The 24,568-nt window shown below is 71.8% G+C and carries 25 protein-coding genes; 11 read left to right on the plus strand and 14 right to left on the minus strand.

Annotated elements, in window-relative coordinates; genetic code table 11:
- Positions 1-15 precede the first annotated feature (15 nt).
- Together ACFYXC_RS20920 and ACFYXC_RS20925 are read right to left on the minus strand one after the other, a co-directional pair.
- Entirely contained in the window at positions 16-1,533 is a 1,518-nt protein-coding gene (locus tag ACFYXC_RS20920) for an aKG-HExxH-type peptide beta-hydroxylase (RefSeq protein WP_389553580.1), read from the minus strand.
- Between the two features lie 96 nt (positions 1,534-1,629).
- Positions 1,630-1,764 (minus strand): hypothetical protein, encoded by a 135-nt coding sequence (locus ACFYXC_RS20925; RefSeq protein WP_389553581.1) that lies wholly within the window; start codon positions 1,762-1,764, stop codon positions 1,630-1,632.
- A 487-nt stretch (positions 1,765-2,251) separates the two neighbouring features.
- Between ACFYXC_RS20925 and ACFYXC_RS20930 the strand changes: the two genes are divergently transcribed.
- Positions 2,252-3,163 carry an NAD-dependent protein deacetylase gene (locus ACFYXC_RS20930; RefSeq protein ID WP_389553582.1) on the plus strand — a complete coding sequence of 304 codons (912 nt, stop codon included), beginning with the start codon at positions 2,252-2,254 and terminating at the stop codon, positions 3,161-3,163.
- A gap of 16 nt (positions 3,164-3,179) precedes the next feature.
- Here the strand turns inward: ACFYXC_RS20930 and ACFYXC_RS20935 are convergent, their stop codons facing one another.
- The 4 genes from ACFYXC_RS20935 to ACFYXC_RS20950 form a co-directional block, all read right to left on the minus strand.
- Positions 3,180-4,292, minus strand: a complete 1,113-nt coding sequence (locus ACFYXC_RS20935; RefSeq protein WP_389553583.1) for a type III polyketide synthase — start codon at positions 4,290-4,292, stop codon at positions 3,180-3,182.
- A 9-nt stretch (positions 4,293-4,301) separates the two neighbouring features.
- Entirely contained in the window at positions 4,302-5,516 is a 1,215-nt protein-coding gene (locus ACFYXC_RS20940) for a cytochrome P450 (RefSeq protein ID WP_389553584.1), read from the minus strand.
- A 102-nt stretch (positions 5,517-5,618) separates the two neighbouring features.
- Positions 5,619-6,002, minus strand: a complete 384-nt coding sequence (locus ACFYXC_RS20945; protein WP_389553585.1) for a DUF952 domain-containing protein — start codon at positions 6,000-6,002, stop codon at positions 5,619-5,621.
- Between the two features lie 102 nt (positions 6,003-6,104).
- Entirely contained in the window at positions 6,105-7,160 is a 1,056-nt protein-coding gene (locus ACFYXC_RS20950) for an ArsR family transcriptional regulator (protein ID WP_389553586.1), read from the minus strand.
- A 401-nt stretch (positions 7,161-7,561) separates the two neighbouring features.
- Between ACFYXC_RS20950 and ACFYXC_RS20955 the strand changes: the two genes are divergently transcribed.
- The gene (locus ACFYXC_RS20955; RefSeq protein WP_389553587.1) at positions 7,562-9,100 is read left to right on the plus strand and encodes a M1 family metallopeptidase; all 1,539 of its coding nucleotides are present in this window, start codon (positions 7,562-7,564) and stop codon (positions 9,098-9,100) included.
- Positions 9,101-9,227: 127 nt separating this feature from the next.
- Here ACFYXC_RS20955 and ACFYXC_RS20960 read toward each other — a convergent pair whose 3' ends face one another.
- A complete protein-coding gene (locus ACFYXC_RS20960) occupies positions 9,228-9,680 on the minus strand; it encodes a hypothetical protein (protein ID WP_388919198.1) in 453 nt (150 codons plus the stop codon).
- A 409-nt stretch (positions 9,681-10,089) separates the two neighbouring features.
- On the opposite strand from ACFYXC_RS20960, the gene ACFYXC_RS20965 reads away from it, so the two are divergent.
- Together ACFYXC_RS20965 and ACFYXC_RS20970 are read left to right on the plus strand one after the other, a co-directional pair.
- Positions 10,090-11,568, plus strand: coding sequence for a protein kinase (locus ACFYXC_RS20965; RefSeq protein ID WP_389553588.1), 1,479 nt, complete (start codon positions 10,090-10,092; stop codon positions 11,566-11,568).
- A 224-nt stretch (positions 11,569-11,792) separates the two neighbouring features.
- Complete coding sequence (locus ACFYXC_RS20970) at positions 11,793-12,155, plus strand: hypothetical protein (protein WP_389553589.1); 363 nt, start codon at positions 11,793-11,795, stop codon at positions 12,153-12,155.
- A gap of 96 nt (positions 12,156-12,251) precedes the next feature.
- Here the strand turns inward: ACFYXC_RS20970 and ACFYXC_RS20975 are convergent, their stop codons facing one another.
- Complete coding sequence (locus ACFYXC_RS20975; protein ID WP_389553590.1) at positions 12,252-12,899, minus strand: dihydrofolate reductase family protein; 648 nt, start codon at positions 12,897-12,899, stop codon at positions 12,252-12,254.
- Between the two features lie 125 nt (positions 12,900-13,024).
- Between ACFYXC_RS20975 and ACFYXC_RS20980 the strand changes: the two genes are divergently transcribed.
- Entirely contained in the window at positions 13,025-13,903 is an 879-nt protein-coding gene (locus ACFYXC_RS20980) for a LysR family transcriptional regulator (protein WP_389553591.1), read from the plus strand.
- Positions 13,904-14,050: 147 nt separating this feature from the next.
- Here the strand turns inward: ACFYXC_RS20980 and ACFYXC_RS20985 are convergent, their stop codons facing one another.
- The 3 genes from ACFYXC_RS20985 to ACFYXC_RS20995 form a co-directional block, all read right to left on the minus strand.
- Positions 14,051-14,500: a spore-associated protein gene (locus ACFYXC_RS20985; protein WP_388919183.1), complete on the minus strand. Its 450-nt coding sequence runs from the start codon at positions 14,498-14,500 to the stop codon at positions 14,051-14,053.
- A gap of 254 nt (positions 14,501-14,754) precedes the next feature.
- On the minus strand, positions 14,755-14,973 hold the full coding sequence (locus ACFYXC_RS20990) for a hypothetical protein (protein WP_388919180.1): 219 nt from the start codon (positions 14,971-14,973) through the stop codon (positions 14,755-14,757).
- A 186-nt stretch (positions 14,974-15,159) separates the two neighbouring features.
- Positions 15,160-15,600 (minus strand): hypothetical protein, encoded by a 441-nt coding sequence (locus ACFYXC_RS20995; RefSeq protein ID WP_389553592.1) that lies wholly within the window; start codon positions 15,598-15,600, stop codon positions 15,160-15,162.
- A 230-nt stretch (positions 15,601-15,830) separates the two neighbouring features.
- Between ACFYXC_RS20995 and ACFYXC_RS21000 the strand changes: the two genes are divergently transcribed.
- From ACFYXC_RS21000 to ACFYXC_RS21010, 3 genes are all read left to right on the plus strand, one after another.
- On the plus strand, positions 15,831-16,037 hold the full coding sequence (locus ACFYXC_RS21000; protein ID WP_388919458.1) for a DUF5999 family protein: 207 nt from the start codon (positions 15,831-15,833) through the stop codon (positions 16,035-16,037).
- 224 nt (positions 16,038-16,261) lie between these two features.
- On the plus strand, positions 16,262-18,775 hold the full coding sequence (locus tag ACFYXC_RS21005) for a Helicase associated domain protein (protein ID WP_389553593.1): 2,514 nt from the start codon (positions 16,262-16,264) through the stop codon (positions 18,773-18,775).
- Positions 18,776-18,854: 79 nt separating this feature from the next.
- Positions 18,855-19,565, plus strand: coding sequence for a class I SAM-dependent DNA methyltransferase (locus tag ACFYXC_RS21010; protein WP_389553594.1), 711 nt, complete (start codon positions 18,855-18,857; stop codon positions 19,563-19,565).
- A 114-nt stretch (positions 19,566-19,679) separates the two neighbouring features.
- Here ACFYXC_RS21010 and ACFYXC_RS21015 read toward each other — a convergent pair whose 3' ends face one another.
- The 3 genes from ACFYXC_RS21015 to ACFYXC_RS21025 form a co-directional block, all read right to left on the minus strand.
- Positions 19,680-20,690 carry a glycoside hydrolase family 43 protein gene (locus ACFYXC_RS21015; RefSeq protein WP_389553595.1) on the minus strand — a complete coding sequence of 337 codons (1,011 nt, stop codon included), beginning with the start codon at positions 20,688-20,690 and terminating at the stop codon, positions 19,680-19,682.
- Positions 20,691-20,714: 24 nt separating this feature from the next.
- Positions 20,715-21,014, minus strand: coding sequence for a hypothetical protein (locus tag ACFYXC_RS21020; protein ID WP_388919162.1), 300 nt, complete (start codon positions 21,012-21,014; stop codon positions 20,715-20,717).
- Positions 21,015-21,331: 317 nt separating this feature from the next.
- A complete protein-coding gene (locus ACFYXC_RS21025) occupies positions 21,332-21,604 on the minus strand; it encodes a DUF3253 domain-containing protein (protein ID WP_388919159.1) in 273 nt (90 codons plus the stop codon).
- Positions 21,605-21,726: 122 nt separating this feature from the next.
- Between ACFYXC_RS21025 and ACFYXC_RS21030 the strand changes: the two genes are divergently transcribed.
- The 3 genes from ACFYXC_RS21030 (at position 21,727) to ACFYXC_RS21040 (ending at position 24,423) form a co-directional block, all read left to right on the plus strand.
- Complete coding sequence (locus ACFYXC_RS21030; protein ID WP_389553596.1) at positions 21,727-22,617, plus strand: helix-turn-helix domain-containing protein; 891 nt, start codon at positions 21,727-21,729, stop codon at positions 22,615-22,617.
- A 115-nt stretch (positions 22,618-22,732) separates the two neighbouring features.
- Positions 22,733-24,040, plus strand: a complete 1,308-nt coding sequence (locus ACFYXC_RS21035; protein ID WP_389553597.1) for a PP2C family protein-serine/threonine phosphatase — start codon at positions 22,733-22,735, stop codon at positions 24,038-24,040.
- Positions 24,037-24,423, plus strand: coding sequence for an STAS domain-containing protein (locus tag ACFYXC_RS21040; protein ID WP_389553598.1), 387 nt, complete (start codon positions 24,037-24,039; stop codon positions 24,421-24,423). Before ACFYXC_RS21035 ends, ACFYXC_RS21040 begins: the two co-directional genes overlap by 4 nt.
- Positions 24,424-24,568: the final 145 nt, after the last annotated feature.

Genomic DNA, 24,568 nt, shown 5'->3' on the forward strand with positions numbered 1-24,568 from the left:
GGTGTGAACGGCCCGCTATGTGCCGTGCGTGACGAGGCCCGCGGCCACCAGGCCGCGCACACTGTCGCCCACCTGCCGGCCGGCGTCCGCCGAGCCGGGGGGAAGACCGGCCGCCCTGGCATACGCCGTGTGCAGCGAGTCGAGGTCACGGCCGTCGCACAGGGAGTAGACCGTCCACGAGCGCGCGTTCAGCCAGTGCATCCGGGCCGATTCCGCGGGGCTGACGACGAGTTGCCCCAGACCGGGCAGCGCGCATGCGTCCACGGGTGCGACGCGCCGGAGGGCGCCTCCCGCGGGAACCTCCGGTGACTGCCCTGGCTCCGCCCGTCCTTCGGTCGCCGTGGTCCGGTCACGGGGCAGCGGCGCGTCGTCGTCCACCAGCCGGAGCGCGGTGAGCAGCCAGCGGGCGAACCGGTGCCCGTTCTCGGTGAGTGCCTCTTCCGGCAGCGAGAGCATGCACTCGGCGAGGTAGCGGGCCCGTTCCGCGCTGGTCCGGTACCGGCCGCTCCGGGCGGCGGGGGTGCCGGGGCTGGGCTCGTCGAGGTCCTCGGCCGTCGGAGGCGCCCCGAACCTCTGCCGGACCGCCGCACTCGCGCCGGACGCGGCGGCGCGGAAGACCAGCAGATGGACGTAGAAGTGGAGGGCGACGATCACCCGGATGACCGTCCAGGAACCGATCCGCCAGGGGATCGGGACGCGCTCGGTGGCGTTGTTGACCACGGAGCCGGTACGGAGCGCGTCGAAGAGCTTGAGATGGGCGCCCTCGTGCAGCAGGCTCTCGGCGGCCAGCCACGGGGACGCACAGCGTTCGGGTGCCAGCAGCACGGTCGAGGGGAGCGGGTCGCCGCCCGACATGGACTGCAGGGGGCCTTCCTCGCTCTCCCTGTGGGTGAAGCCCACCATGGTGACGTGTCCCAGTACACCGGCTCCCGCGGCGGGCAGCAGCGTCGCCAGAAGCTCCGCGCCCTCCGCGAGGACGGCACGGACGTCGTCCGTCGGAGTGACCGGGCCTGCCGCCCCGCTGTCGCCGAGCGCGCCGCGGTACAGCTCCATGAGGCGCTCGGCCAGCTTCTCCTGGGAGCGGCCGTGCGGCGCGGGTTCGGTGAGTGTCCAGGCGTCTCCCAGCCCCGGCCAGGCACGCAGGTGCGGATCGCTGAGTGCTTCACACGGCCCGGTGGGAGACGGGGTGTCCGCCTCCGGACCGGCCATGTGGTCCCGTACGAAGGCGCCAAACGAACTCCGCCCGGACCGGCCGCCCTCAAGTCGTGCGAGGTCGACCTCGAAGCAGTTGCGCAGCACCGGGTCGTACAGCAGCGGCCGGAGGCGTTCGTCGCTCGCCGCGGCCGTCGTCCGCAGCACGTCGGCCGCCGCGTCGTCCTGCCGCGCCAGCATGGTCAGGCCCAGGCGGAACCGGGCGAGGTTGCGCTCGCCGATGGCGGCGGAGTCGCCGAACTGCCGGTCGGCGCAGAGCATGGTGTCGGCCTGTGCCACCCGGTCGGTGACCGGCTCGGCGGCGGAAGGTGAAGCGGGCAACGGCAAACCGTCCTTCGGGGGCGGGCAGCGGACAGGGACGTGACGCGACGGCGCCGGGCCCGTGCAGGGCCCGGTGCCGCGTCGGACGCGTCGCGGTCAGGCGGTCCGGACCGCCTGGTACGACGGGAGCCAGGCGCGCTCCTCCGGTGCGTCGACGGCAACGTCCGGTGCCTCGTCGTCGAGGTACGTCTGCGGAGCCAGCTCGGGGGTCTCTATGAGGTCTACCAGCATGTCCGGTCCCTTCGGTCGTCATGGGGCGAAGCGGGCCCGGCAGGAGGACACCCGGCCCGGAACATCATCTTCCGCTGCTCCCCGTCCCGCACCGATGGGACCGATGTCCCGAATTTTGTCCCACACCCCGTCAGGACGTGCGGAAATCCGGCCGGTCTCGTCCGACCGGTCCCCCGGTCCGGCCGTGGGGCCTGCCGAGCTGCGTGCTGCCTGTCACCACCGGTCCCCCGTGGCCAGTGGTGTACGGACACCGTAGGTCCGCCGGTCGGCCCGCGGTCCCCGACATAGGTCAGGGGGCTCAAGGCGCCCCACGGCGGGAGCCGCCGCGTACCCCGTCACCGGTGCCTGTCGCCCAGTTCCTCCGGGCGGATCCCGGCCCGGTCGGCGCATCCGCCGACCCGCAGGCCGGACCGCGGGAACGGCGCGGCCACGGGTGGCCGCGTCCGCGTGCGACCGGGCCAGCCGGCAGGTTTCGTACCCTGGTGGCATGCGCACGCGTCCCACTCTGAGCTGGACCCCGACCAAGGACCTGCCGCCCGGCACCACGGATCCGCAGCCGGTCGCCGACGCGCTGCGCACCGGCGGTGTGCTGGTGCTCAGCGGGGCCGGCATCTCCACCGAGTCGGGCATCCCCGACTACCGGGGCGAGGGCGGAAGCCTGAGCCGGCACACGCCGATGACGTACCAGGACTTCACCGGCGGCCCCGGGGCGCGGCGCCGGTACTGGGCGCGCAGCCATCTCGGCTGGCGTACCTTCGGCCGCGCCCGTCCCAATGCCGGACACCGGGCGGTGGCCGCACTCGGAAGGCACGGCCTGCTCGCGGGTGTGATCACCCAGAACGTCGACGGCCTGCACCAGGCGGCCGGCAGTGCGGACGTCGTGGAACTGCACGGGGCCCTGGACCGGGTGGTCTGCCTCGGCTGCGGCGCCCGCAGCCCGCGCCGCGAACTCGCCCGTCGTCTGGAGGAGGCCAACGCGGGGTTCGAACCGGTGGCCGCCGGCCTCAACCCCGACGGTGACGCCGACCTCACCGACGAACAGGTCGAGGGCTTCCGCGTGGTGCCGTGCACGCTCTGCGGCGGCATCCTCAAACCGGACGTGGTGTTCTTCGGCGAGACCGTGCCCGCGGCGCGGGTCGAGCACTGCCGCGAACTGGTCCGGGAGGCGGCCTCACTGCTGATCCTGGGGTCCTCGCTGACCGTGATGTCCGGACTCCGGTTCGTCCGCCAGGCGGCCCAGGCCGGTAAGCCGGTACTGATCGTCAACCGTGACCCGACCCGGGGCGACGAGTACGCCGTCACCCGGGTCGCGCTCCCCCTGGGACAGACCCTCACCACCGTGGCCGGCCTGCTGGGCGTCCCCCTCGATCACGCCGGCTCCTCGCTCTCGTCACCCTGAGCGGTGGGGCCGGCGGTCACGCGAGGGCCGGCCTGCCCCGCACGGTCGTCAGCCGGCGGGCCGCCGGCCGCGCCGGCTCCTCGGTCGCGCTCCACGTGCCCAGGGTGATCTCGGCGGTGATACCGGGGCCGAACCCCGCGATGACCCCCTGCGCCGCGTGGTCGGCACCGCCGTCGTCGAAGAAACGCTCCAGGGCGTCGAAGATGACCGCGCTCGCGATGTTGCCCCGCTCGGTGAGGGTGGCCCTGCTGTAGCGGAACATCGCCGGCGGCAGGTTCAGATGCGTACACAGGTCGTCCAGGATCCTGGGGCCGCCGGCGTGCACGATGTAGAAGTCGAGCTCGGAGATGTTCCACTTGCGCAGGGAGGCCATGTCGCGCAGGGCGGGGGCGAGGTCGGCCATGGTGCCCGGGACTCTCTTGTCGAGCATGAAGTGGAAGCCGGTGTCGCGGACCGCGTAGGAGATCCAGTCCTCGGTGCCGGGCACCAGGTGTGAGCCGTTGTGGTCCAGTCGTACGCCCGTGCCGCCCCGTCCGCGCACGACCGCGGCGGCGATGGCGTCGCCGAACAGGCCGTTCGACAGCAGGTTGCCCACCGCCAGGTCCGTCGGCTGGTAGCACAGCGAACAGAACTCGCAGCACACGATCAGCACGTTCGCCTGCGGATAGGCGGTGCAGAAGTCGTGGGCCCGGTTGATCGCGGCGCCTCCCGCGGCGCAGCCGAGCTGTGCGATCGGCAGTTGTCTGGTCTGCGGCCGGAAGCCCATCGTGTTGATGAGCCAGGCGGTCATCGACGGCATCATGAACCCGGTGCAGGACACGTAGACGATCATGTCGATGTCCCGGGGGGTGAGTTCGGCGTGGGCCAGTGCGCGGCACACGGCCTCGGGCACCCGGGTCTTGGCCTCCGACTCGTACCGGGCGTTGCGGGCGGTGAAGCCGGGGTGGCGCAGGGTCTCCTCGATGGGCCGCACCAGATGGCGGGTCTGTACGCCGGTGTTGGCGATCAGGCGCAGGGCGAGCGGTAGTTGGGGGTGGTCCGCGTGCAGTTCCCTCGCCAGGTCGAGGGTCTGCTCGCAGGTGATGACGTGTTCGGGCACGGCGATGGCCGGCCGGCACAGCGTGGCCATGTCCGCTCCCTACCAGCTCACCGGGAGGGCGAGTGGATAGCGCCAGATCGACACGGTGTTCCACCGCACCTCGTCCTTGGGCACGGCCAGCCGCAGGGTGGGGAACCGGGTGAGGAGCGTGCCGACGGACACCTGCAGGACCATGCGGGCGAGGTGGGAGCCGAGGCAGTGGTGGCTGCCGTACCCGAAGGCCATGTGTCCCGCGGGCGCCTGCCGTTCGAAGTCCAGCTCGTCGGGCCGGTCGTACACCAGACCGTCGCGGTTCGCGGTCAGGTACGACACCTGCACGGTGTCGCCCGCCCTGATGATCCGGCCGCCCAGTTCCACGTCCTCCAGGGCCACTCTGGGAATGCCGACGCCCTGCCGGAAGGGGATGTACCGCAGCAGTTCCTCCAGGGCCTGGGGCAACAGCTCGGGCCGTGCGCGCAGTTGGGCCAGGTGGGAGGGGTGGGTCAGCAGGGTGTAGACGATGTTGCTGATGTCGTAGGTGGTGGTGTCGTGTCCGGTGACCACCAGGAGCATGGCGAGTACGGCCAGTTCTCCCTCCTCCAGCATCTCGTCGCCGATGCGGGCGGTGGCCATCGCGCTGATCAGATCGTCACCCGGCGCGCGGCGCCGCGCCGTGGTCAGTGCCGTGAAGTAGGCGCGCAGCGCCGACTTGGCCTCGACGGCCGAGGACCGGTCGTCGGCGCTCATCGACATCATGGCCATCGCCCAGCGGCGCAGCTGCGGGCGGTCGGCCTGCGGTACGTCCATCAGCTGGCTGATGGTCATCAGGGGCAGTTCGTTGGCCAGGTGGGCGGCGACGTCGGCCGGCGCACCGTGCTCGGCCATCGCGTCGAGGAGCGTGTCGGCGGTCCGTTGGGTCCACGGGCGCAACGCCTCGACCTGGGGAGTGGTGAACGCCTTGATGACCAGCCGGCGCACCCGGTTGAGCGCGGGCGCGTCCATCAGGTTGATGGCCTCGGACTGCGCGATGGGCACCGGAGTGATCCGGGGGAAGTCCCGTCCGACCAGCGCGGCCCGGCTGAACCGCCGGTCCGAGGTCACCTTCTGCACGTCCTCGTAGCGGGTCACCAGCCAGCAGGGACCCGTCCCGTACGGCATGCGGACTCGGGCCACGGGCTCCTCGGTCCGCATCCGCGTCATGAACGGATCGGGCTCCAGAGCGTCGTCGTGGCGAAACGGACACACCTTCTCGGTGTCGGTATCCGCAATGGTCATCGCGGTGCTTCCCCCTCTGTCGCGAGGCCCGCCGTGGCGCGTGCCTCCCGAGCCGATACCCGCCCCGGCACGGGACGACCTCGACAGGGGGTAAACCCGCTCTTATGAGGGTTTTTCACCCCCCTGCGACACCTCACTCGGAGGGGCCACCAGCCGCCGGGCCCGGCCGTCGCCGTCCCGTTCGATCTCCCTCAGCGCGACGACCGCACCGCGGTTCACGGGTCCGCGGATCCGCGGCACCAGCACCGCGGACGAGGGCGCGCCGACGGCCGCCTCCCAGCTGACCGGCGCGTCGAGCCTCGTCTCGTCGATGAGCAACGCCAGGAGCGGGCCGTCCACTTGCCTGAGGAACCGGGACACGACGGCCAGCAACGCCTCTTCGCTGGCGGAACAGTGCACGGTCCCGTCGGTGCGCAACGTCGCGGCGCTGTAGGGCCGGTGCGGTTCGGCGAGCCAGTTCTGCAAGGAGACCGCGTGATAGAGCATGCGCCCGTTATAGCGGGGTGGCGCGAAGACCGGACACGGCCAAACGGGTGATCGGACGTCGGCTGCCGCCTCAGGCCGGTGTCGCACCACCGTGCTGGACGCTCACACCGCCCGTTGCATGGCGTGCCGCACCCGGTCGACGGACCGTGGCGGTGCCGTGGGTTGCTGCGCCCCGGCGGGCTGGTGTCCCTGGAGCAGGGCCTGACCCAGCGGAGTCACCGTGTGCCGCACGGTGTTGGCGACGCGGTGGGTGGAGATCAGGCCGGTGCTGCGCAGGACCGCGGCGTGCTCGCTCGTCGACGCGGCCGACATACCGAGTCGTTGGGCCACCCCGCCGCCGGTCGTGGGGCCGGACACGGCGATGTCCTGGAGGACGGCCGCTCGGCTGCGTCCCAGTAATCGGGCCAGTCCCGTGCTCGCGAGGTGCTCCGACGCGGTGGGCGGCACCAGCGGCAGCAGACCGCGGTTGGCGGGGTAGACCAGCACCGGCGGCAGCTGCGGGTCGCGCAGCGTGATGGGATTGCCCCAGCAGAAGTACGAGGGGATCAGCAGCAGTCCCCGGCCTTCGAGACGTATCTCGTGCCGCACCGGATAGGCGACCTTCAGCACCGGCGCTTCCCACCGGATCCCGGGATGGATGCTGCCGAGGAGTCGCTCGACGCCGCCTTCGAGGAGATCGCGGACCCGCATGGCCTGTTCCGCCATGGTGATCGTCCGGATGCGGCCCCAGTGACGGACCAGCGCCTGCTGGTGGTACCGGCGCAGGGCCGCGCCGAGGTGGCGCAGGGAGTCCAGGTCGCCGTCCGCGAGCGACCGCATCCAGGTGGGGGGCCTGCGGGCGCCGGCCAGCAGCGCCAGTTCGGTACGGATCCGGTCGCGGTCGGTGCCCAGGACGGCGTCGGTGAGTGAGGACGCGTCGCCGACGCCCGCCGGGGTGAGGAAGTCCGGTGAGTAGCCCCGCGGTGGGGCCAGGGCGAGCAGGTGGCGGGTGGCGGGGTCGGGGCTCCTCGCGTGCTGGTCACGCCAGGAGCCGAACACGGCGTGTTCGGAGGGAGCCCGCAGGGCGTGCAGGCTCAACAGGAGTTCCCAGGCCGGATCGGGCTCCGCCGCCACGCGTACCCGGCCGATATCAGCTGCGGAGAAGTGGATGTGCAGCACAGACAGCCCCCTTGATCAACCCGCTGTCCATAAAGGGTCCCATGAGTCCCACTTGAGGCAGCCGTCTCTTTTGCGCCGTGCCGGAAGTGGCGCGCCTTTTTCGGCTGAGCCCGAAAGTGACTGCGCGCTCCACCCCGGTCGACGAACCTGGGGAGCGCAGCGGATGTGGCCTGCGAAGCGGCTTCCCGGCCGTCAGGGACGGGAGTACATCCCGGTCGGCCGCGAAGGCATTCCCGCCTGGAGTGGCGAACTCCGCTTTTCCGGCTCATTACTTCCTTCTTCGCAGTGAACCAGTTGTCCGTTGACCACGTCCTCAGTGGCGTCAGGAAACCCTTCGGCACCTCGTTGCCAGCCGTAACGGAACACATGAAAGAGGATTTGTGAAATATCGTATGCGTGTCATGGCACCGGCAGCACTTCTCGGTACCGGCGCGGCTGCGGCGCTGTCGTCGCCGGCCGCCCACGCTCTGGGCGCCGGCTCCCCCGCCAAAAGTGGCCCCGGCGGGGGCAGTCTGGGCGACCCCGTCTTCCCGGTCCTGGGCAACACGGGCTATCGGGTGTCCGCGTACGCACTCGACTTCACCTATCTCGCCGACACGAAGCTCGTGGAGGCGAAGGCGGCCGTCACCATCCGGACCACCCAGGACCTGTCCAGCTTCTCGCTCGACCTGCTCGGCCCGGAAGTGCACGAGGTGTGGGTGGGCAAGAGAAGGGCGGCCTTCGAGCAGCAGCCGGAGAAGCTGGTCGTCACTCCACGGACCACCCTGTACGACGGAACGCGGGTCACCGTACGCGTCCACTACAGTGCCGACCCGCGCAAGCTGAGCTTCCCCTACAACGGCTGGGTACCGACCGACAACGGTTTCGCCACCGCCCCGCAGCCCGACCTCGCCCGGACGATCTTCCCTTGCAACGACCACCCCAGCGACAAGGCGGATTTCACGATCCGCGTCACCGCCCCGGACGGTCTGCTGGGTGTGGCCACCGGCTCACTGGTCCGCACGGACAACAACGCCGGCACCACCACGTACACGTACCGCTCGAAGCATCCGGTCGCCACCGAACTGATCCAGGTCACCGTGGGCGACTACAAGGTGGTCCAGAGAACGGGCCCCGGCGGGATGCCGCTGCGTGACGTCGTACCGGTCGCGCGCGCCGAAGCACTGGAACCGGCCCTGTCCCTGACGCCCGGCCAACTGGGCTGGATAGAGCGCCATCTGGGCCGCTTCCCGTTCGAGACCTACGGCATCCTGCCGGCCGACACCGATGCCGCGGACGCCTTCGACTTCACCGGCCTCGAGACGCAGACGCTGACCATCTACAAGCCGAACTACCTCCTGCAGAAGGAGAGCGCGATCGGCTCGCACATGATGCACGAACTGGTCCACAGCTGGTTCGGCAACCTGGTCTCCCCCGCCACCTGGGCCGACCTGTGGCTCAACGAGGGCCACGCCGACTACTACGGTCTGCTCTACCGCTACGAGCGCGGCTGGCCGGACAGCCTCGGCCTGACCAGCCTGGAAGCACGGATGAAGGACGTGTACTCGCGCGGCGACCAGTGGCGCAAGGACGGGGGCCCGGTCGCCTCCCCCACCGCCGCGAACCTCTTCCACGGCCAGCGCTACACCGGCGGCGTACTGGTTCTGTACGCGCTGCGGTCCCTGGTGGGCGAAGAGGTCTTCCAGCGCATCGAGCGCGCCTTCCTGGACCGCTACCGCCACTCCTCCGCCTCCACGAGGGACTACATAGCGCTGGCCACGGAGGTCTCCGGCCAGGATCTGTCCGGCTTCCTCACCGAGTGGCTGTACGGCACGAAGACCCCGCGGATGCCCGGTCACCCGGACTGGACCGTGACCCCGCCGACCCAGGCCGCCCGCCGCGAGGCGTCCGGCGCGAAGGACGGGGCGAGCGCGACCCTGTGCTGCTCCTCCCACGCCTGACGGCACCGGGTGTGCGAGGCGGAGGGCGTGCGGGGTCGAGGGGGGCCTGAGCGGGCGCACCCCTCGTCATGAGGACCGCCGGCCGGGGGCGTCGCCCCCGGCCGGCGGGAATGTCTCGCCCTGCGGGTCAGCAGGCGATGGCGTACCAGACCGGGGTCCAGTTCACCTCGCCCTGGACGGGTGCGTTGATGGAGAACATCCAGTAGCCGTCCTCGTCGTAGAAGTGCGCCCAGGTACCCGGCGTCTGGTTGTTGTTGACGGGGCCCCAGCCGACGAGGTTGGGCAGCGTGTAGACCGTGTCGCACACGGTGTAGTCGAACCTGTTGCCGTTGCCGCCCTGTCCGCACACGTAGGTGTAAGAACAGTTCAGCGCGGCGGCGGACTTGGCGCCGGACCTGGCTTCCTTCGGCTTGACCGCGTTCCGCATCTGAGCCTTCGTCAGGGGTGCCTGCCGGGCCTCCTCCGAGGTGACGATCGTGCCGGTGGCGTCGGGTCCCGCGGCACCCGCGGGCGAGGGAGCGAGTCCCACTCCCGCGGCGGCGAGGACGGCCACCGTCGCGCTGGTCAACGTTGCTCTCATGCTTCGTCGCATTGTCTCCCCCTGGTTCGGTCATCGGTCCGGTTCGGTCGTCGAACCGGACGAAGGCCGGCGGGCGCAGCTGCCGAGGGCGGTTCCGTCGTAGGCCCGAACTCGGCGACGAGCGCTGCCTGGCCCTTCATTGCAGTGTGCCGACCGGCCAGAGTATTCGCACACCCTTTCGGGCTGAGCCGAAATCACGGCGCGGGACCGGGTCCCGCCGCCGACGAGGGGGCGAGTCCGTGCGCCGTAACGGCGCCCTCCGCACAACCGCGGTGTGCGAGCGTCCGGCGCACTCCCGCCTGCGGAAAGGTGGGGTACTTCGGCTTCTCGCGGGTACTTGCGTCCGCGGCGGCCGGCCACGGCTCGCCCGGGGCATCCGTCCCTTGACGTTGACGCGGTGGGAGAGGGAATGAGGCTTCGTGAGTCGGCCCGGGCCGTGGTTTCCCGGTCTTCCACAGAGATACTGGGCGGCCGGTACCGGCTGGACGCTCTCCTCGGTTCGGGCGGCGCCGCGGACGTCCATCGCGGGTTCGACCTGAGGATGCGGCGACCGGTGGCGGTCAAGTTCTTCCGGCCGGACACCGGCTTCGATCTTGAGGAGAATCTGCACAGCGAGGCCGTGATCCAGGCCCGGCTGCACCACCCCGGGCTCGTCACGGCCTATGACACCGGGCGGCACGACGGACGCGCGTTCCTGGTCATGCAGCTGGTCGAGGGCAACACGCTGCGGGACCTCATAGCCGGCGGCCCTCTGTCACCCGGCACGACTGCCGCGCTCGGCGCCGATCTCGCCCAGGCGCTGGCGCACGCGCACGACGCGGGAATAGTCCACCGGGACGTCAAGCCGTCCAACATCCTCCTCGACGCCTCCCGGCGCCCCTACCTGACCGACTTCGGCATCTCCCAGGTGCTCGACGCCACCACGCGCACCGCCACCGGCACACTCATCGGTACCGCCGCCTACCTCTCCCCCGAGCAGGTCCTCGGCCGACCGGTCGGGCGGCCCGCCGACGTCTACGCCCTCGGCCTGGTGCTCCTGGAATGCCTCACGGGCAGGCTCGAGTACGACGGCGGTCCCCTGGAGGCCGCGATCGCGCGACTGCACCGCCGACCCGTCGTGCCGGACGGCCTGCCGGGACAACTGACCGGCCTGCTGCGGGACATGACGGCGCTGGACGAGCAGATCCGCCCGACGGCCCACGACTGCGCCCGCGTCCTGGCGGCGTCGGTGGAGGCGGCGGGCGAGGCGGCCGGCGGCGAAGTCGGCCCCTCCGTGCCCGCGACGAGCCTCGTCGTCCCCGTCGGCTCGTCGCGGACGGCCGGCCGCACGCACCTGAAACCGCTGTCCCACCATGGACGAGCCGCTTCCCGCAGCATGCCCGCGCGAGGCCGCACCCTCGTGCTCGGCGCGAGTGCCGCCCTCGTCGCCGTCGTGGCGACCGGCCTCGCCCTCGACGACAGTTCCACCTCGCCGGGTGACGACCGCAACGCGACCCGGGCGACCAGCGCCCCCACCGTGGAGGAGACCGACTCTCCTGACGACGCGGGGCGGCGGAGGGCGCCGGCGACATCCGCGACTGCGCCGTCCTCGGCCCATGACGCCTCTGTCGGCACGCTCTCCGACGACGCGTCCGGGCGGGGCGCCCACCCCGCCCCCGGTCACCCGAACCGTCGGTCGACCGTCGATACGGCCACGACGGCACAGGCCGCACCCGTCGACAGGGGTACGTCCGCCCCGCCCTCCGCGGCACCGCGGAACGGAACGGCGCCCACCACACCTGCCCTGCCGCCCGGCCTGTCGGAGAAGACGGAGCCGGCCGAGAAGGCGAAGAAGGCGAAGGACCAGGCTCAGCAGAAGAAGGTCGGCAGGACGATCACGGACCGCTGACCGCTGGCCTCTTGCTCAGCTCCTGGCCTCTGACCCTGACCGGCGGCCTCACGCCTGGACCTGGACGGACGACCGCACAGGTGTGGACTCGCAGGACCGTGTGGGTGGCACCGCCGGCGCGAGGCGTGACGCGGCCGCGTCGCCGGTAGGAAAAGTGCGCGGCACGTCCCGTGTGCCGCCCGGCCCGTGACCGGACCGGCTCCTCCTGCACGAAGGACCTCGTCATGCGCGTCTCCCCGACCACGAAGGCCGCGTCACCGCGCGGGGCCGGCGCTGTCGTCTGTGCTCTTGCCTGCGCTCTCGTCTGTGCCCTTGCCTGCGAAGGACTGCTGTTCGCCGACACCGCGAGGGCCGAAGAGGGGCGGACCTTCGACTGCCGGTTGGTCCACCTTTTCGGCGACGGCTCCATGGAGGGCCACGAGTGCGGCGAGCCCACCACGTACGACGGGCCGGGGACGATCCGGGTCCTCAACGGTGCGGGCGGCTGGACGTGCAGGACCATCAGCGCGCGGCCGGACCCCGAGAAGGGCGGCGCGTCGTCGTTCCTCAAGGCAACAGGCTGCACGTCTGCCCAGGCATCCCACTGAACCGGCGCGACCGGCTCGTGCGCTTCGTGCGGCGCGACCGGCTCGTGCGGCGCGACCGGCTCGTGCGGCGCGACCGGCTCGTGCGGCTCGGTCGGCTCAGCCGGCCGCACGCGTGAACGTCACATGCGTGACTCCGCTGGGTGAGGGGGCGGTCTCGACCGCGTACTCCTTCTCGATGCCCTCCAGCCCGTCCCACAGGCGTACGCCTCGGCCGAGCAGGATCGGGACCACCACGACATGCATGCGGTCGATGAGCCCGGCGGCCAGGAAGTCGCGGACCACGGTGGGCCCACCGCCGATCCGTACGTCCTTGCCGTCCGCGGCCGCACGGGCCGCCTCCAGCGCCTTGTCCGGCGAGGCGTCGAGGAAGTGGAACGTCGTGCCGCCCTCCATCTCGACCGACGGGCGCGGATGACGGGTCAGGACGAAGGTCGGTGTGTGGAACGGCGGGTTGGGCCCCCACCATCCCTTCCAGTCCGCGTCCTCGTGCCAGCCGGGCGGGCCGAACTTCCCGGAGCCCATGATCTCGGCACCGATCCCGGGCTCGAACCGCCGCGCGAAGGCGTCGTCGAGGCCACCGGTCCCGCCGGGCCGGCCGGTCATCTCGTGCCAGAACCCGGTGGTGAACATCCATTCGTGCAACCGTTCGCCCGCGTGGCCGAAGGGCGCGTCACGGCTCAGACCGTCACCGGTGCCGAAACCGTCGAGGGAGACGGAGAAGTTGTGGACGCGGGCGAGTGACATGGCTGGCGTTCCCTTCCACCGGCCGAGCTCCGTCGGATGGGCTCGGTCATGAGGTGATGATGGGCGTCCCGATGTCATGACGTCCAATGCCAATCCCGCGTGTGTCCCATAGATAAAATCGATCGATGCTGAACCTGACGCACCTCAGAGTCCTGGAGGCGGTCGCCCGCCATGGATCGGTGACCTCGGCGGCGAAGGAACTGCACTACTCCCAGCCGTCGGTCAGCCACCATCTGGGACGGCTGGAAGCGGCCACCGGAGCCCAGCTCGTCCAACGGGTGGGCCGCGGCATCCGGCTCACCCCCGAAGGCGAACTCCTGGCGCAGCGGGCCACGGAGATACTCGGGCGAGTGGACGCCGCCTCCGTCGAACTGGCCGCCCGCGTGGGACTTCGGGCCGGGCGCGTGCGACTCGCCGGTTTCCAGACCGTCCTCAGCACCCTGGTGCCGAAGGCGGCCGTCGAGCTGTCCAGGACGTACCCGGGAATCGAGTTGAACCTCGTCGACGCCCACCCGGTCGAGGGCCTGCAGATGCTGCGTTCCGGGCACGTCGACATCGCGTTGGTCTTCCGGCACGCCGACACTCCGCTGGAGGAGGAGGGTGTGCGTCTCACCCATCTGCTGGACGACCCCCTCCACCTCGTCAGCGACCGGCCCGGTCAGCGTCTCGAGGACCACCGTGACTCCGCCTGGGTGGGCGGTTGCGAGCGCTGCCGGGCCGCCACGACCACGGCGTGCGAACGCGCCGGCTTCGCACCACGCATCGCGTACTCCTGCGACGACACGGTGGTGGCCCAGGCGCTGGTGGCCGCCGGTATGGGGGTCGCCATCCTCAACGGCCTGGCGCTGCGGGCCCACCGGGCACCGGGCATCCACACCACACAGCTCGCGGGCAACGTCCGCCGGATCTACGCCGCCACCTACGGCAACCCGCCGGACCCGCCCGCCACGACCGCACTGCTCGGCATCCTGGCAGCACAGTCCCGTGGGTCCGGACGGGAGTGACGCCCGTCCAGGTCGTCGGCCGGGACCCGGCGGAACCCCGTCGTCCCCGGATCCTGCGGACCGGCGCCGCCGCGCGGTGGCACGCGGGACGGCCGCCGCCCGGCACACATGCCGGGCGGCGGCCGCCGTGAACGGAGGTGCGGTGGGTCAGCGGGTGAAGGTGACCCGGTTCTCCTTCAGCGCGGCGCAGTTGGAGCCCGTCACCTGTACGTACGTGTTGTTGATGTGGCCGCCCCAGTCGACGCAGTGGCCCTTGCCGTACACGTAGGCCGGGCCCGCGAACGACGTGTACTGCCCGTAGTCCTCGGCGCCCTCGTCCGTGTCCGGGATGTAGATCCAGGTGGACATGTCCACGGCCGTGCCCGGGTTCTTGCGGATGGTCGCGACGCAGTTCTCGCCGTTCGAGGCGTTGTACGTCAGGTAGACCGTGCCCAGCGAGCCGACGGGAGTCGAGTTCACGGTCTTGTAGGCGCTTCCGCAGACCTTCTGCGGCGTGGTGTTGGGCGCGGCGGAGGCGGGCGCCGCCAGGGCGGTCGTGGCCCCCACCGCCAGCGCGGCGAAGGCGGCGGCGGTCAGGACAGATCGGTTGAATCTCATATTTCCCCCTTGTGATCTTTGGAGTCGGTTGCTCCTGTCTGGTGTGACACGCGGGACGCCGGAACGGTTGTGCTCGTCCGTAGAAGTGATGTGGCCCGAGAAGCCGGGCGGCACGGTGGGCACGGGCCGTCCGGCGAACCGCCTCCGGGGCACAGCGGAGAAGGCCCCGCCGTCCCCCGGGTGATCCGGGTGACGGCGGGGCCTTCGCGCGATCAGGTGCCGGTGATCGCGGCCTGCGAGGGCTGCTCGGGTGGTCAGTACGAGGAGCGGTCGCCCTGGAAGTAACCCTTCCAGTGGGCCTCCGCGCAGCTGGCGCCGTAGTTGGCCTCGCCGTCGCCGGCGCTGGCGGACTCGGCGCACACCCGGAAGCCGCCCTCGTGGCGGTTCTCGTCGTGGTCGTCGGCGAGCGCCGAGCCGGCGCCGCCCAGGACGGCGGTGACGGCGAAGACGCCGGCGGCAAGAGTGGTACGCATACGCATGGTTGCTCCCGATGAAGAGGTGATGGAGACATGAGCGGGAGATTCGGCCACGCGATCGCGTACCCTCGCCGCCCTTGCACTCATGATCACGGCGGTCGGCGTCGTCGGCGAGCGGTCATCACCCATCCGTGGGTGCCGCGCGGGATGCCCTCGCGGCAGCCCCTCACGTACGGCTTCTCGTTACTCCGGTTGTGTCACGGTCAACGACCACCGGATCTCCTCGGAGGAGGCGTCGACCCCGATGGTGAACGAGCCGGGCCGTACCACGCCGGGATCCATGGTCACCGAGCCCACTCCGGCACTCCCCACCGGGCACTCGACCGGGAACGCGGCCACCTCCGTCCCCTGCGACTGCATCGTCACCCGCACGGCGCCTCCGCCCTCACAGGCCACCGTGAGGACGGTCGGCAGCCTGTCCCATGCGCCTCCCGACGCGACTCCGCCGTCACCGGTCCGTTCCTCCACCCACACCAGTCCGTCCGGGCCCGGGTGGGGCAGCAGCAGCTCTCCCGTCGCGGCGGCGGTCCCCGCTCCGGCGCCCGCCAGCACACAGGCCGTCAGTACGGTGACGGCCAGGGTTCTTCTCGTCCGGTCCACGTCTGCTCCTCGCTGGTCTGTCATGGACGCCACAGTCTGCCGGGGTGATCGTCCCCGGACCTGAGTACGCGTACTCACGACGGCCGGTTCGGCCGAAAGCCGTCCGGAACGGCTGCGGGCGGCGCCCACGCGAGCGCGGGCCGTGCGCCGTTCGAGTCGCGCTCGATCGGGCGAGGAGACGATGGGAGGTGCGGCGGAACTCCTGCTCCACACCACGTCACCGAAGAGGAGGCTGTCCCATGGCCGCACTTCCCCTGTGCAAGCATCAGCCGCTGTGCCCGTCGGCGGACCGTCCCGACCACGAGGCCGCGCAGATCGTCGCCCACCACCCCGAGCAGGGCTGGTCGCTGCTGTGCAACGGCGTCCTGGCCTTCGAGGACACCGGCGAGCTGCTGCCGGACGGCCGCGCCATCGCGCCGCACCGGATGCTCGGCACCGAGTACGTCACCACCGCCGCCTGACCCTCGCCGACTCCCGCTGCGTCGGCGTCCTGAACCTTCTTTCGGCGTTTCCGTCATCTCCGGGGCCGTACCGCGTACGCCCCGGCCGGTGACCGGGCAGGACCCGGGCGGCGGGTCGTGCGCCCGGCAGGCAGAGACGTGAGCGACAGGGCGGCCGGCTGCGTCGTACGACGGCCGGCGGGCACAATCGCCCTTGCACACCGCCGCTCGCACGGAAGGCCCCCATGCCCCACATGACGCTGCGCCCCCACCAGGCCGAAGCCGTGGACAGCGTGGTCAGGCACCTTCAGTCCCCCGTCGACGGCCGCCTTCCCACCGAGGGCCTGCGAACGCAGGTGATCGCCGCCACCGGGTCCGGGAAGACCCTGATCGCCGTGGCGGCGGCACGCCGTCTGTCCGCGCGGCGCGTGCTGGTCCTGGTGCCGACCCTGGACCTGTTGACGCAGATGGCCGGCGCCTGGCGCGAGGGGGGCCGGCGGGGAGCGATGGTGGGGGTGTGCTCGCTGCGGCCGGAGGACAGCGAGGGCCTCCCCTGCACGACCGATCCGGACGAACTGGTCGCGCTGACACAGGATCTGGAGACGGTGACGGTCTTCGCGACGTACGCCTCGGTCGGGTCGGGCATCCTGCAGCGGGCGCACGAGCGTGGCCTGCGGGTGTGGGACCTCATGGTGATCGACGAGGCACACAGGACCAGTGGGGACGGGGCGAAGCCGTGGGCCGCCGTGCACGACCAGGAGCGGGTGCCCGCGGCGCGCAGGCTGTACATGACCGCCACCGCCCGGATCTGGGAGGCCGGGGGGAACCGGCCGCGGCTGGTGGCGAGCATGGACGAGGACAGTGCGGTCTTCGGGCCGGTCGCCTACCGGCTGAAGCTCAGTGAGGCGATTCGGCGGGGTCTGGTCGCGCCGTACCAGGTCGTCTGCCTCGACATCCGCGATCCCGAGCTGTGCGCGGCCATGGCGACGGAGTCGGGGGCCTCGGACACGGTACGGGGGGCGCGGCTGGCGGCCCTGCAGACGGGGTTGCTGACCGCGGCCGCCGACGAACGCCTGCGCCGCGTCCTCGCCTTCCACAGCAGGGTGAGTGAGGCCGAGGCCATGGCCGCGGGTGTGCGGGGCGTGGCGGCGGAGCTCGCGCGGGCCGAGCCGGAGCGGTTCCCGCCGGCGTCGCGGGTGTGGGCGGACTGGTTGTGCGGCGAGCACTCCGCCGGTCACCGCAGGCGGGTGCTGGCGGAGTTCGCGTCCGATTTCCTCGGTGGTCCCGATTCCGAGGTCCCGGCCGCGGTGCGGGTCCTGGGATCCGTGCGCGTACTCGGAGAGGGGGTGGACACCGCGCGGTGTGACGCGGTCGCCTTCTGTGACGCGCGGGGTTCGATGGTGGACATCGTGCAGATGGTGGGCCGCGCCCTGCGGATGCGCCCCGGCGAGGGGAAACTGGCCTCGCTGGTGGTGCCGGTGTTCCTCGGCCCGGACGGGGACCCGGACGAGATGCTGACCTCGCCTGCGTACGGGGCTCTGGCGAAGATCCTGGCGGCGTTGCACGCGCACGACTCGGACACGATCGAGGCGCTCGCCGATCCGCGGCTCCGCAGCGGCCGCCCCGACCCCGGCGAGGAAGGCGGACCGGATAGGGCCGACGGGGAGTACGGGGACCGGGAACGGGGTGCGCACGGCGCCGAAGCGGTGAGCCGGCCGGCCGCCGGGCTGCTGCGGTTCAGTGCGGACCGCGATCCCGCGGTGCTGGCGCGGTTCGTGCGGCTGCGGGTCATCGACCCGGAGAACGCGTACTGGCGGCGCGGCCTGGAGGCCGCCACGCGCTGGCTGCGCGAGACCGGGAGCGGTGAACTGCGCGTGCCCTTCACGTACGTGGTGCCGGCCGACCGGCCGGGCGGCGTGGGCGGGTATCCCCTGGGGGTGTGGCTGGCCGACCAGCGGCGCCACTACAACGCCGGGACTCTCGGGGCGGACCGCGTGAAGGAGCTGGACGCGCTCGGCATGGTGTGGTCCGCCCACGACAACGCGTTCGAGGAGGGGCTCGCCGTCGCGCGGGCGTGGGCGGCCTCCCACGGCGGCATGTTCCTGCCACCGGCCACCGCCGTCGGCGAGGGCGGGTTCCCGGTCGGTGTCTGGGCGAAGAACCAGCGGGCCGCGGCCCGGCGCACACTGCAGAACGCCGAGCGACGTGCGGCCGGGGAGAGCGTGCCCAGTACCGGGGAGCTGCCGGAGAGTCGCATGGAAGCCCTGGAGGCCATCGATCCCGGCTGGTGCCCGCTCGGCTGGGACGTCGCCTGGCAGCGCGCGTTCCGTCTCGCCCTGGCCCATGTCCGGGCCGGCGGAACGCTGCCCACGGACGCGGGCGAACACGTCGTCCAGGGCGAGGACCTCGGCGCCTGGACGACGGCACAGCGGCTGAACTGGGACAACCTCCTGCCCGCCCAGCAGTGGCTCCTGGAGAGCGCACTCGGGCTCGGGCCCGGCGGGGCGGAGCGGCCCGTGCGGCGCACCCAGGACGACAAGTGGGCCCTCAACCTGCTGGCGGCCCGCCAGTTCCACTCCCGCGAAGGACATCTGACGGTGCCACGCAAGCACGTCGAGACGATCACCCTGGACGCGGGCGACGGCGGCGAGGAGATGTCCGTGAAGCTGGGGTCGTTCGTGGACAACGCACGCCGCCGCGCCGCCAGGCTGAACGCGCGGCGCCGCGCGGACCTCGACGCCCTCGGCATGCGCTGGTAGGACCGTGTCGGACTCGCGCCAGAACCTGTCCGGGGGATCGGTCGTGCGCGCGACAGCGCACGCTCTAATGTCCTCGCTCATGACGGAACCTCTCTCGCACCTCAGTCCGACGGCGGACGCCTACGACTCCGTGGCCGTCCTCTACGCCGACCTCGCCCGCGACGCGCTCGACGCCTTTCCGCTCGACCGCGCGGTGCTGAGCGCGTTCGCGGAACTGGTGCGGACCACCGGTGCCGGGCGCGTCGCCGATCTGGGCTGCGGTCCCGGTCAGGGCACCGCGCACCTCAGGGACCTGGGGCTGGACGTCTTCGGCGTCGACCTGTCGCCGGTGATGATCGGTCTCGCCCGCGAGACCTACCCGGACCTGCGGTTCGAGCTCGGCTCGATGGACGCCCTGAACCTGCCCGACGGCGAACTGCGGGGCATCGTGTCCTGGTACTCGATCATCCACACCCCGCCGGAGAACCTGCTCCCGTACTTCGAGGAGTTCGGGCGGGTGCTCGCGCCCGGCGGCCATCTCCTGCTCGGGTTCTTCGAGTCGGAGGGCGGACCGGTCACGGCGTTCGACCACAGAGTGGTGACCGCCTACCGCTGGCCCGTCGACGACCTCGCGAGGCTGGCCGGCGAGGCCGGATTCGTCGAGATCGGCAGGATGCTGCGGGAGCCGGGCGAGGACGAACGGTTCCGCCGCGGGCACCTGCTGATGCGTCTGCGCCCCGCGGACGCATCGGCCACAGAGGACGCCGAAGCGGCCGAGGACGCCGAAGACGCCGTCGGAGCAGTCGGCTGACGCACCGTGAGCGTGCGGCCCCCGTGTTCGTCACGGGGGCCGCACGGACCGGCGGTGGATCGCCGCCGGGCGCCCCGGCCGCGGAGGCCGTCAGGCCGTCAGGCCGTCAGGCCGTCAGGGCCGGATCACCGGCCTGCCGTGTGTGAAGTCGAGGCCGGCGAGGTGCATCGGGCGTCCGGTACGGTCCGCGTTCCAGGCGTGGAAGACCATACGGTCCCGGCCGTCCGGACCCCTGACGACGTCCTGGCCACCGGGGCCGATCACCTGCCCGCCGAAGAAGGCGGTGGTCATCAGCGGTTCGGCCGCCTTGGTGTACGGACCCTGGAGATCCTTGGCCACGGCGTAGCCGGTCTTGTACCTTGTGCCGTCCTCGATCTCCCTCGCGTAGGCGTCGGCGGAGTAGAGGAGTACGTACCGGCCGTCCCGCTTGACGAGTGTGGGTGCCTCGATGAGGTCGCCCTCCCAGTCACGGTCCTGCTTGATCAGGCCGACGGCTGGTCCGGTGAGGGAGGTGCCGTCCGAGGAGATGGGCTGCAGATGGATCCAGGTGTCCATGCGACAGCAGTTCCCGTCGCTCTTCCACAACAGGTGGCGGCGGCCGTTCTCCGTGTAGCCGGCCGCGTCGATGGCCCCGCCCTGTTCGGTGGGACAGACCAGCGGACCGTCGCCGACCGGCCTGAACGGTCCGTCCGCCGAGGCCGCCAGCGCGACGCCGATGCACTGCTTGCCGCTGGCCCGGTCGTGCGCGGTGTAGTGCAGGGTGTATCCCCGACCGTTGTCGTACACCTCGGGAGCCCACACCCGCGGGCGCTCCGAGTCGACCCAGGCACCGAGCTCGGGCAGTGGGTCCGTCGCCGCGACCGACCAGTGCGTCAGGTCGGTCGAGGTCGCGTGCTGCACGTTCCTGCCGATGTCGCTGGTCGCGTAGGCGTGATAGGTCCTGCCCACTTTCACGATGTCCGGGTCGGGGAAGTTGCGGTCCAGGACCGGGGCCCGGGCCGGGGCCCGCACGGCGGCACCGGTGGGAGCGCCGGCCGCCGGGGCGGCGAGATCGCTCTGGATCCCTGTCGAGATGACGACCGCGAGAAGGCATCCGAGCAGACTCGCGATGCGCGTGTTACGCATGAAGCGGTACTCCTTGTCGGCAGGTCAGCGGTTGGTCCACAGGACCCAGAACGATTCCGGCACGCACTGGTACTGGTCCCAGTCGTCCCGTTCGATCCCGCGTGGGCCGGCCTGTCGGCAGGCCCACGCGGAGACGTAGGTGCCGCGCCGGACACCGTCGGCCGCCGTCGCCGCGGCACCGGCACCGGCGTCGAGGACGGAAGCGGAGACGGCCTCGGAAGCGGCGACGGCCGCGGTCGCGACGGCCGGAACCACCGGCTCCAGACCGACGCCCGCCACGGCTGCGGCGGCGAGCGCGGTGAGGGCGGTGCGTGCACGGGACATGAGGGGCCTTTCGACGTGTGGGTCCTGCTGGTCCACGTCGGCCGCACGCGGCTGCGCCGCAGGCCGGACGGTGACCGGAGCGCTCACCGATGACGGTGGGGAGCGGGCCGGTGACAGGAGCTTGCGCCGGGGCCGGAGCGCGGCGCAATCGCGTCCCGGCCGCTTCACCGAGGACGGGACGGACACCTCGCTGACCTGCGGGGACGCGGCTGTCCCGGGACGGATCGAAGCAGCGGCGGGACGCGGTGGCGGGCACCGCGGCCGGAGCGTCGCCCGGGGCCCGCGTCAGGGCTCGGCGGACGCGGCGGATTCAGGGGTCAGCGGACGCGGCGGATACGGATCGGTCCGCGGGCCTGTGCCGGCTCGACGGGTACGCCGCCCTGGGTGATCTCCACTTCGCCGGCCGTCACCAGCCGCCGGGCGGCGCGGCGGGCCGGTTCCATGAGGGCGCGCCAGCCGTCGTCGTCCCCCGTGTACACCGCCCGTGCGGCGTCGGAGGGACAGATCGTCGCGGTCGGGCCACGGCGGTCGAGCAGTTCCAGGATGGTTCGCTCCAGGCGCCGGTCCGTCTGCCGTTCACTGTCCGTCACTCCGCCAGTGTCGCACCGGCGGAGTGACCGGGCCGAGCACACTCCGCGGCCCCGGTGCCCCGGGCCGTCGGTAGGACTCGCAGTACCACTCTCTTCGCCGGTGCGGCGGCGATACTGCGGGAGTGACCAGGGAATCGAACCAACTGGGTACGGCACTGCGCCGCTGGCGTGACCGGCTCGCACCGGCCGACGCGGGCCTGCCGAGCACGGGGATCCGCCGTACCGCCGGCCTGCGGCGCGAAGAGCTGGCCACGCTGGCCGGGCTCTCCGTCGACTATCTCGTCCGCCTGGAACAGGGACGGGCCAGCCGCCCGTCCGAGCAGGTCGCCGCGGCGCTGGCCCGTGCGCTGCATCTGGAGGCGTCGGAGCGGGACCACCTGTACCGTCTCGCGCACCTTCCGCTGCCGGGTGCCGGACACGTCGCGACCCACGTTCCGCCCAGCGTGCAACGGCTGATCGCCGCCCTGACCGATCAGGCGGTGGCCGTCTTCGCCGCGGACTGGACGCTGATCACCTGGACTCCGCTGTGGTCCTCGCTGGTGGGGGACCCCGCCCTGCTGCCGGCGGACCGGCGCAACCTGGTGCTGGACACCTTCCTGTCCGACTCCCCCGTCGGCAGGTGGGCCGTCCGGGCGGAGCGCGGGCAGGACGCCATGGAGGCCGCGCTCGTCGCCGACCTGCGCGCGACCCGCGGTGTGTTCCCGGACGACCCGCGCCTGCACGCGCTCATCCAGGAATGCACGACCCGCAGTGAGCGCTTCGCGCGGCTCTGGTCTCAGGACGCCGCCGCGGGAGTGCTCGGGCACGACCGCAAGACCGTGGCGCACCCGCTCGCCGGGGACATCACGCTCGACTGCGACATTCTCACCGTCCCCGGATCGGATCTCAGGATCGTCGCCTTCACGGCGGCCGCCGGGACACGGTCCGCGCGGCAGCTGGACTTCCTCAAGGTGAGCGCGATACGCGCGCCCTTTTCGGCCGGCCCCCCTCACCGTCCCGGCACGGGCTCGTAGCCCTGTCCTTCCAGGATGCCCCCGTGACCACGGTGCAGGAAGGTGGACACTGGGGACAGGGGCACTCTGTGCGGGAGCAGCGTGCGGACCCTTCGATGAGGACGGGACGCTGTCGATGAGTGACCGATGCCGGGACGCGCAGGGCCGGCGGATGCTGGCGGGGCTGCTGACCGCGAGCCATCTGATGCCGCTGGAACTGCTGCCGTCCAAGGCTGCTGAGCACGCGTCAGCCGTGGGCTTCAGCCAGGTGCTCATCTACCTGGCGGACCTCCAGCGCAATGTGCTGCGCCTGCTGACCGGTGAGGGCATGGACGCCGGCCGGCACGCGGCCGGCGAGGAGGCCGAGCTGAACATCGAGGGCAGCGTGGCGGGACGCGCCTACCAGCACGGCCGGATCGTCGCCGGAGCGCCGGCCGGTGAGGAGGGACAGCACTGGTGGGTGCCCCTCCTCGACGGCACGGAACGCGTGGGCGTGTTACGCGTCACCACCACGGAGGCCGACGCGCGGGCCTGGGAGGACATGAACCTGCTGGCCGCCATGATCGCTTTGATCGTCGACAGCAAGCGGCGCAGCAGCGACTCCCATGCGCGGCTCACGCGGACCCGGCCGTTGAACATCGCGGCCGAGATGCAGTGGCACCTGATGCCGCCGCGTACCTACGCCGACGGCCGGGTGGTGATCTCCGCGGCGATGGAGCCCGCCTACACGATCAGCGGGGACGCGTACGACTACGCCACCGCCGGGGATGTGGTGCATCTGTCGATCTTCGACGCGATGGGCCACGACACCGCCGCCGGGCTGACCGCCAACCTCGCCATGGGTGCCTGCCGCAACTCCCGCCGTCAGGGCGCCGGGCTCGTCGAGATCACCGAGACGATCGAGGAGGTGTTGATCGAGCAGTACGCGCGGCGGCGCTACACCACGGGCATCCTCGCCGCACTGGACACCCGCACCGGTGTGCTGACCTGGGTGAACCGGGGTCACCATCCGCCGGTGATCATCCGCGGTGGGCGCTGGCACACCCATCTGAACTGCCGCCCCGCGCATCCGATGGGTACCGGCCTGGGGCTGCCCGTCACGCTGTGCCGCGATCAGCTCGAACCCGGGGACCGGCTCGTGCTGTACACCGACGGCATCACGGAGGCCCGTGGGGCGAACGACGAGGAGTTCGGCCTGGAGCGCTTCAGCGACTTCCTCATCCGTTGGCACGCGGACGGGCTGCCCGTGCCCGAGACGCTGCGCCGCCTCGTCCACGCCGTGCTCGACCATCACGACGGCCGGTTGCAGGACGACGCCACCGTGCTGTTCTGCGAATGGCTCGGACCGGTGGCCGCCCCCACCGGCCAGGCCGCCGCCCTGGCCGGATTGCCGCCCGACGAGCCCACCGGACCGACCCACGAAGGCAGGAGCGTCAGCCGATGAGCACCGACCTACAGGTGACCGTCCGTGACGACCACGAGGACCTCGTGGTGGTCACGGTGGCCGGCGCCCTCGACTTCCGTACGATCGCCACCCTGCGGGAGCGGGCGACCGACGCCGCCACCGGGCACCGGCACCTGGTGCTGGACATGTCCCGGGTCACCTTCTGCGACTCCTCGGGCCTCAACACCCTGCTGCGCCTGCTCCGGCACGTCCGGGACAACGGCGCCACCCTCACGCTGACCGGCGTCCCCGCCCAGACGAAGAGGCTGCTGACGATCACCGGTGCGGACGCCGTCTTCACCATCCGCGACAACCTCGGCGAGGCCCTTGAGGCCCTCGGCGGGACAGAGCACCGACAGCCCCCGCCCGCGCCCACCGCCTAGGAGCGGGTGACGTGGACGACGGGGGCGCTGCTGCTCGCGCCGTCGGTGGGCTCTCCGGCGTGCCGGTGGTACGCGACTCCACACGATTGACATGAACACGACTTGAACCGGGAATGCATGCACCGGCCGCCCGCGCAGATCCAGG

The organism is Streptomyces sp. NPDC002701 (assembly GCF_042889045.1).
In the GTDB taxonomy this organism is placed as follows: domain Bacteria; phylum Actinomycetota; class Actinomycetes; order Streptomycetales; family Streptomycetaceae; genus Streptomyces.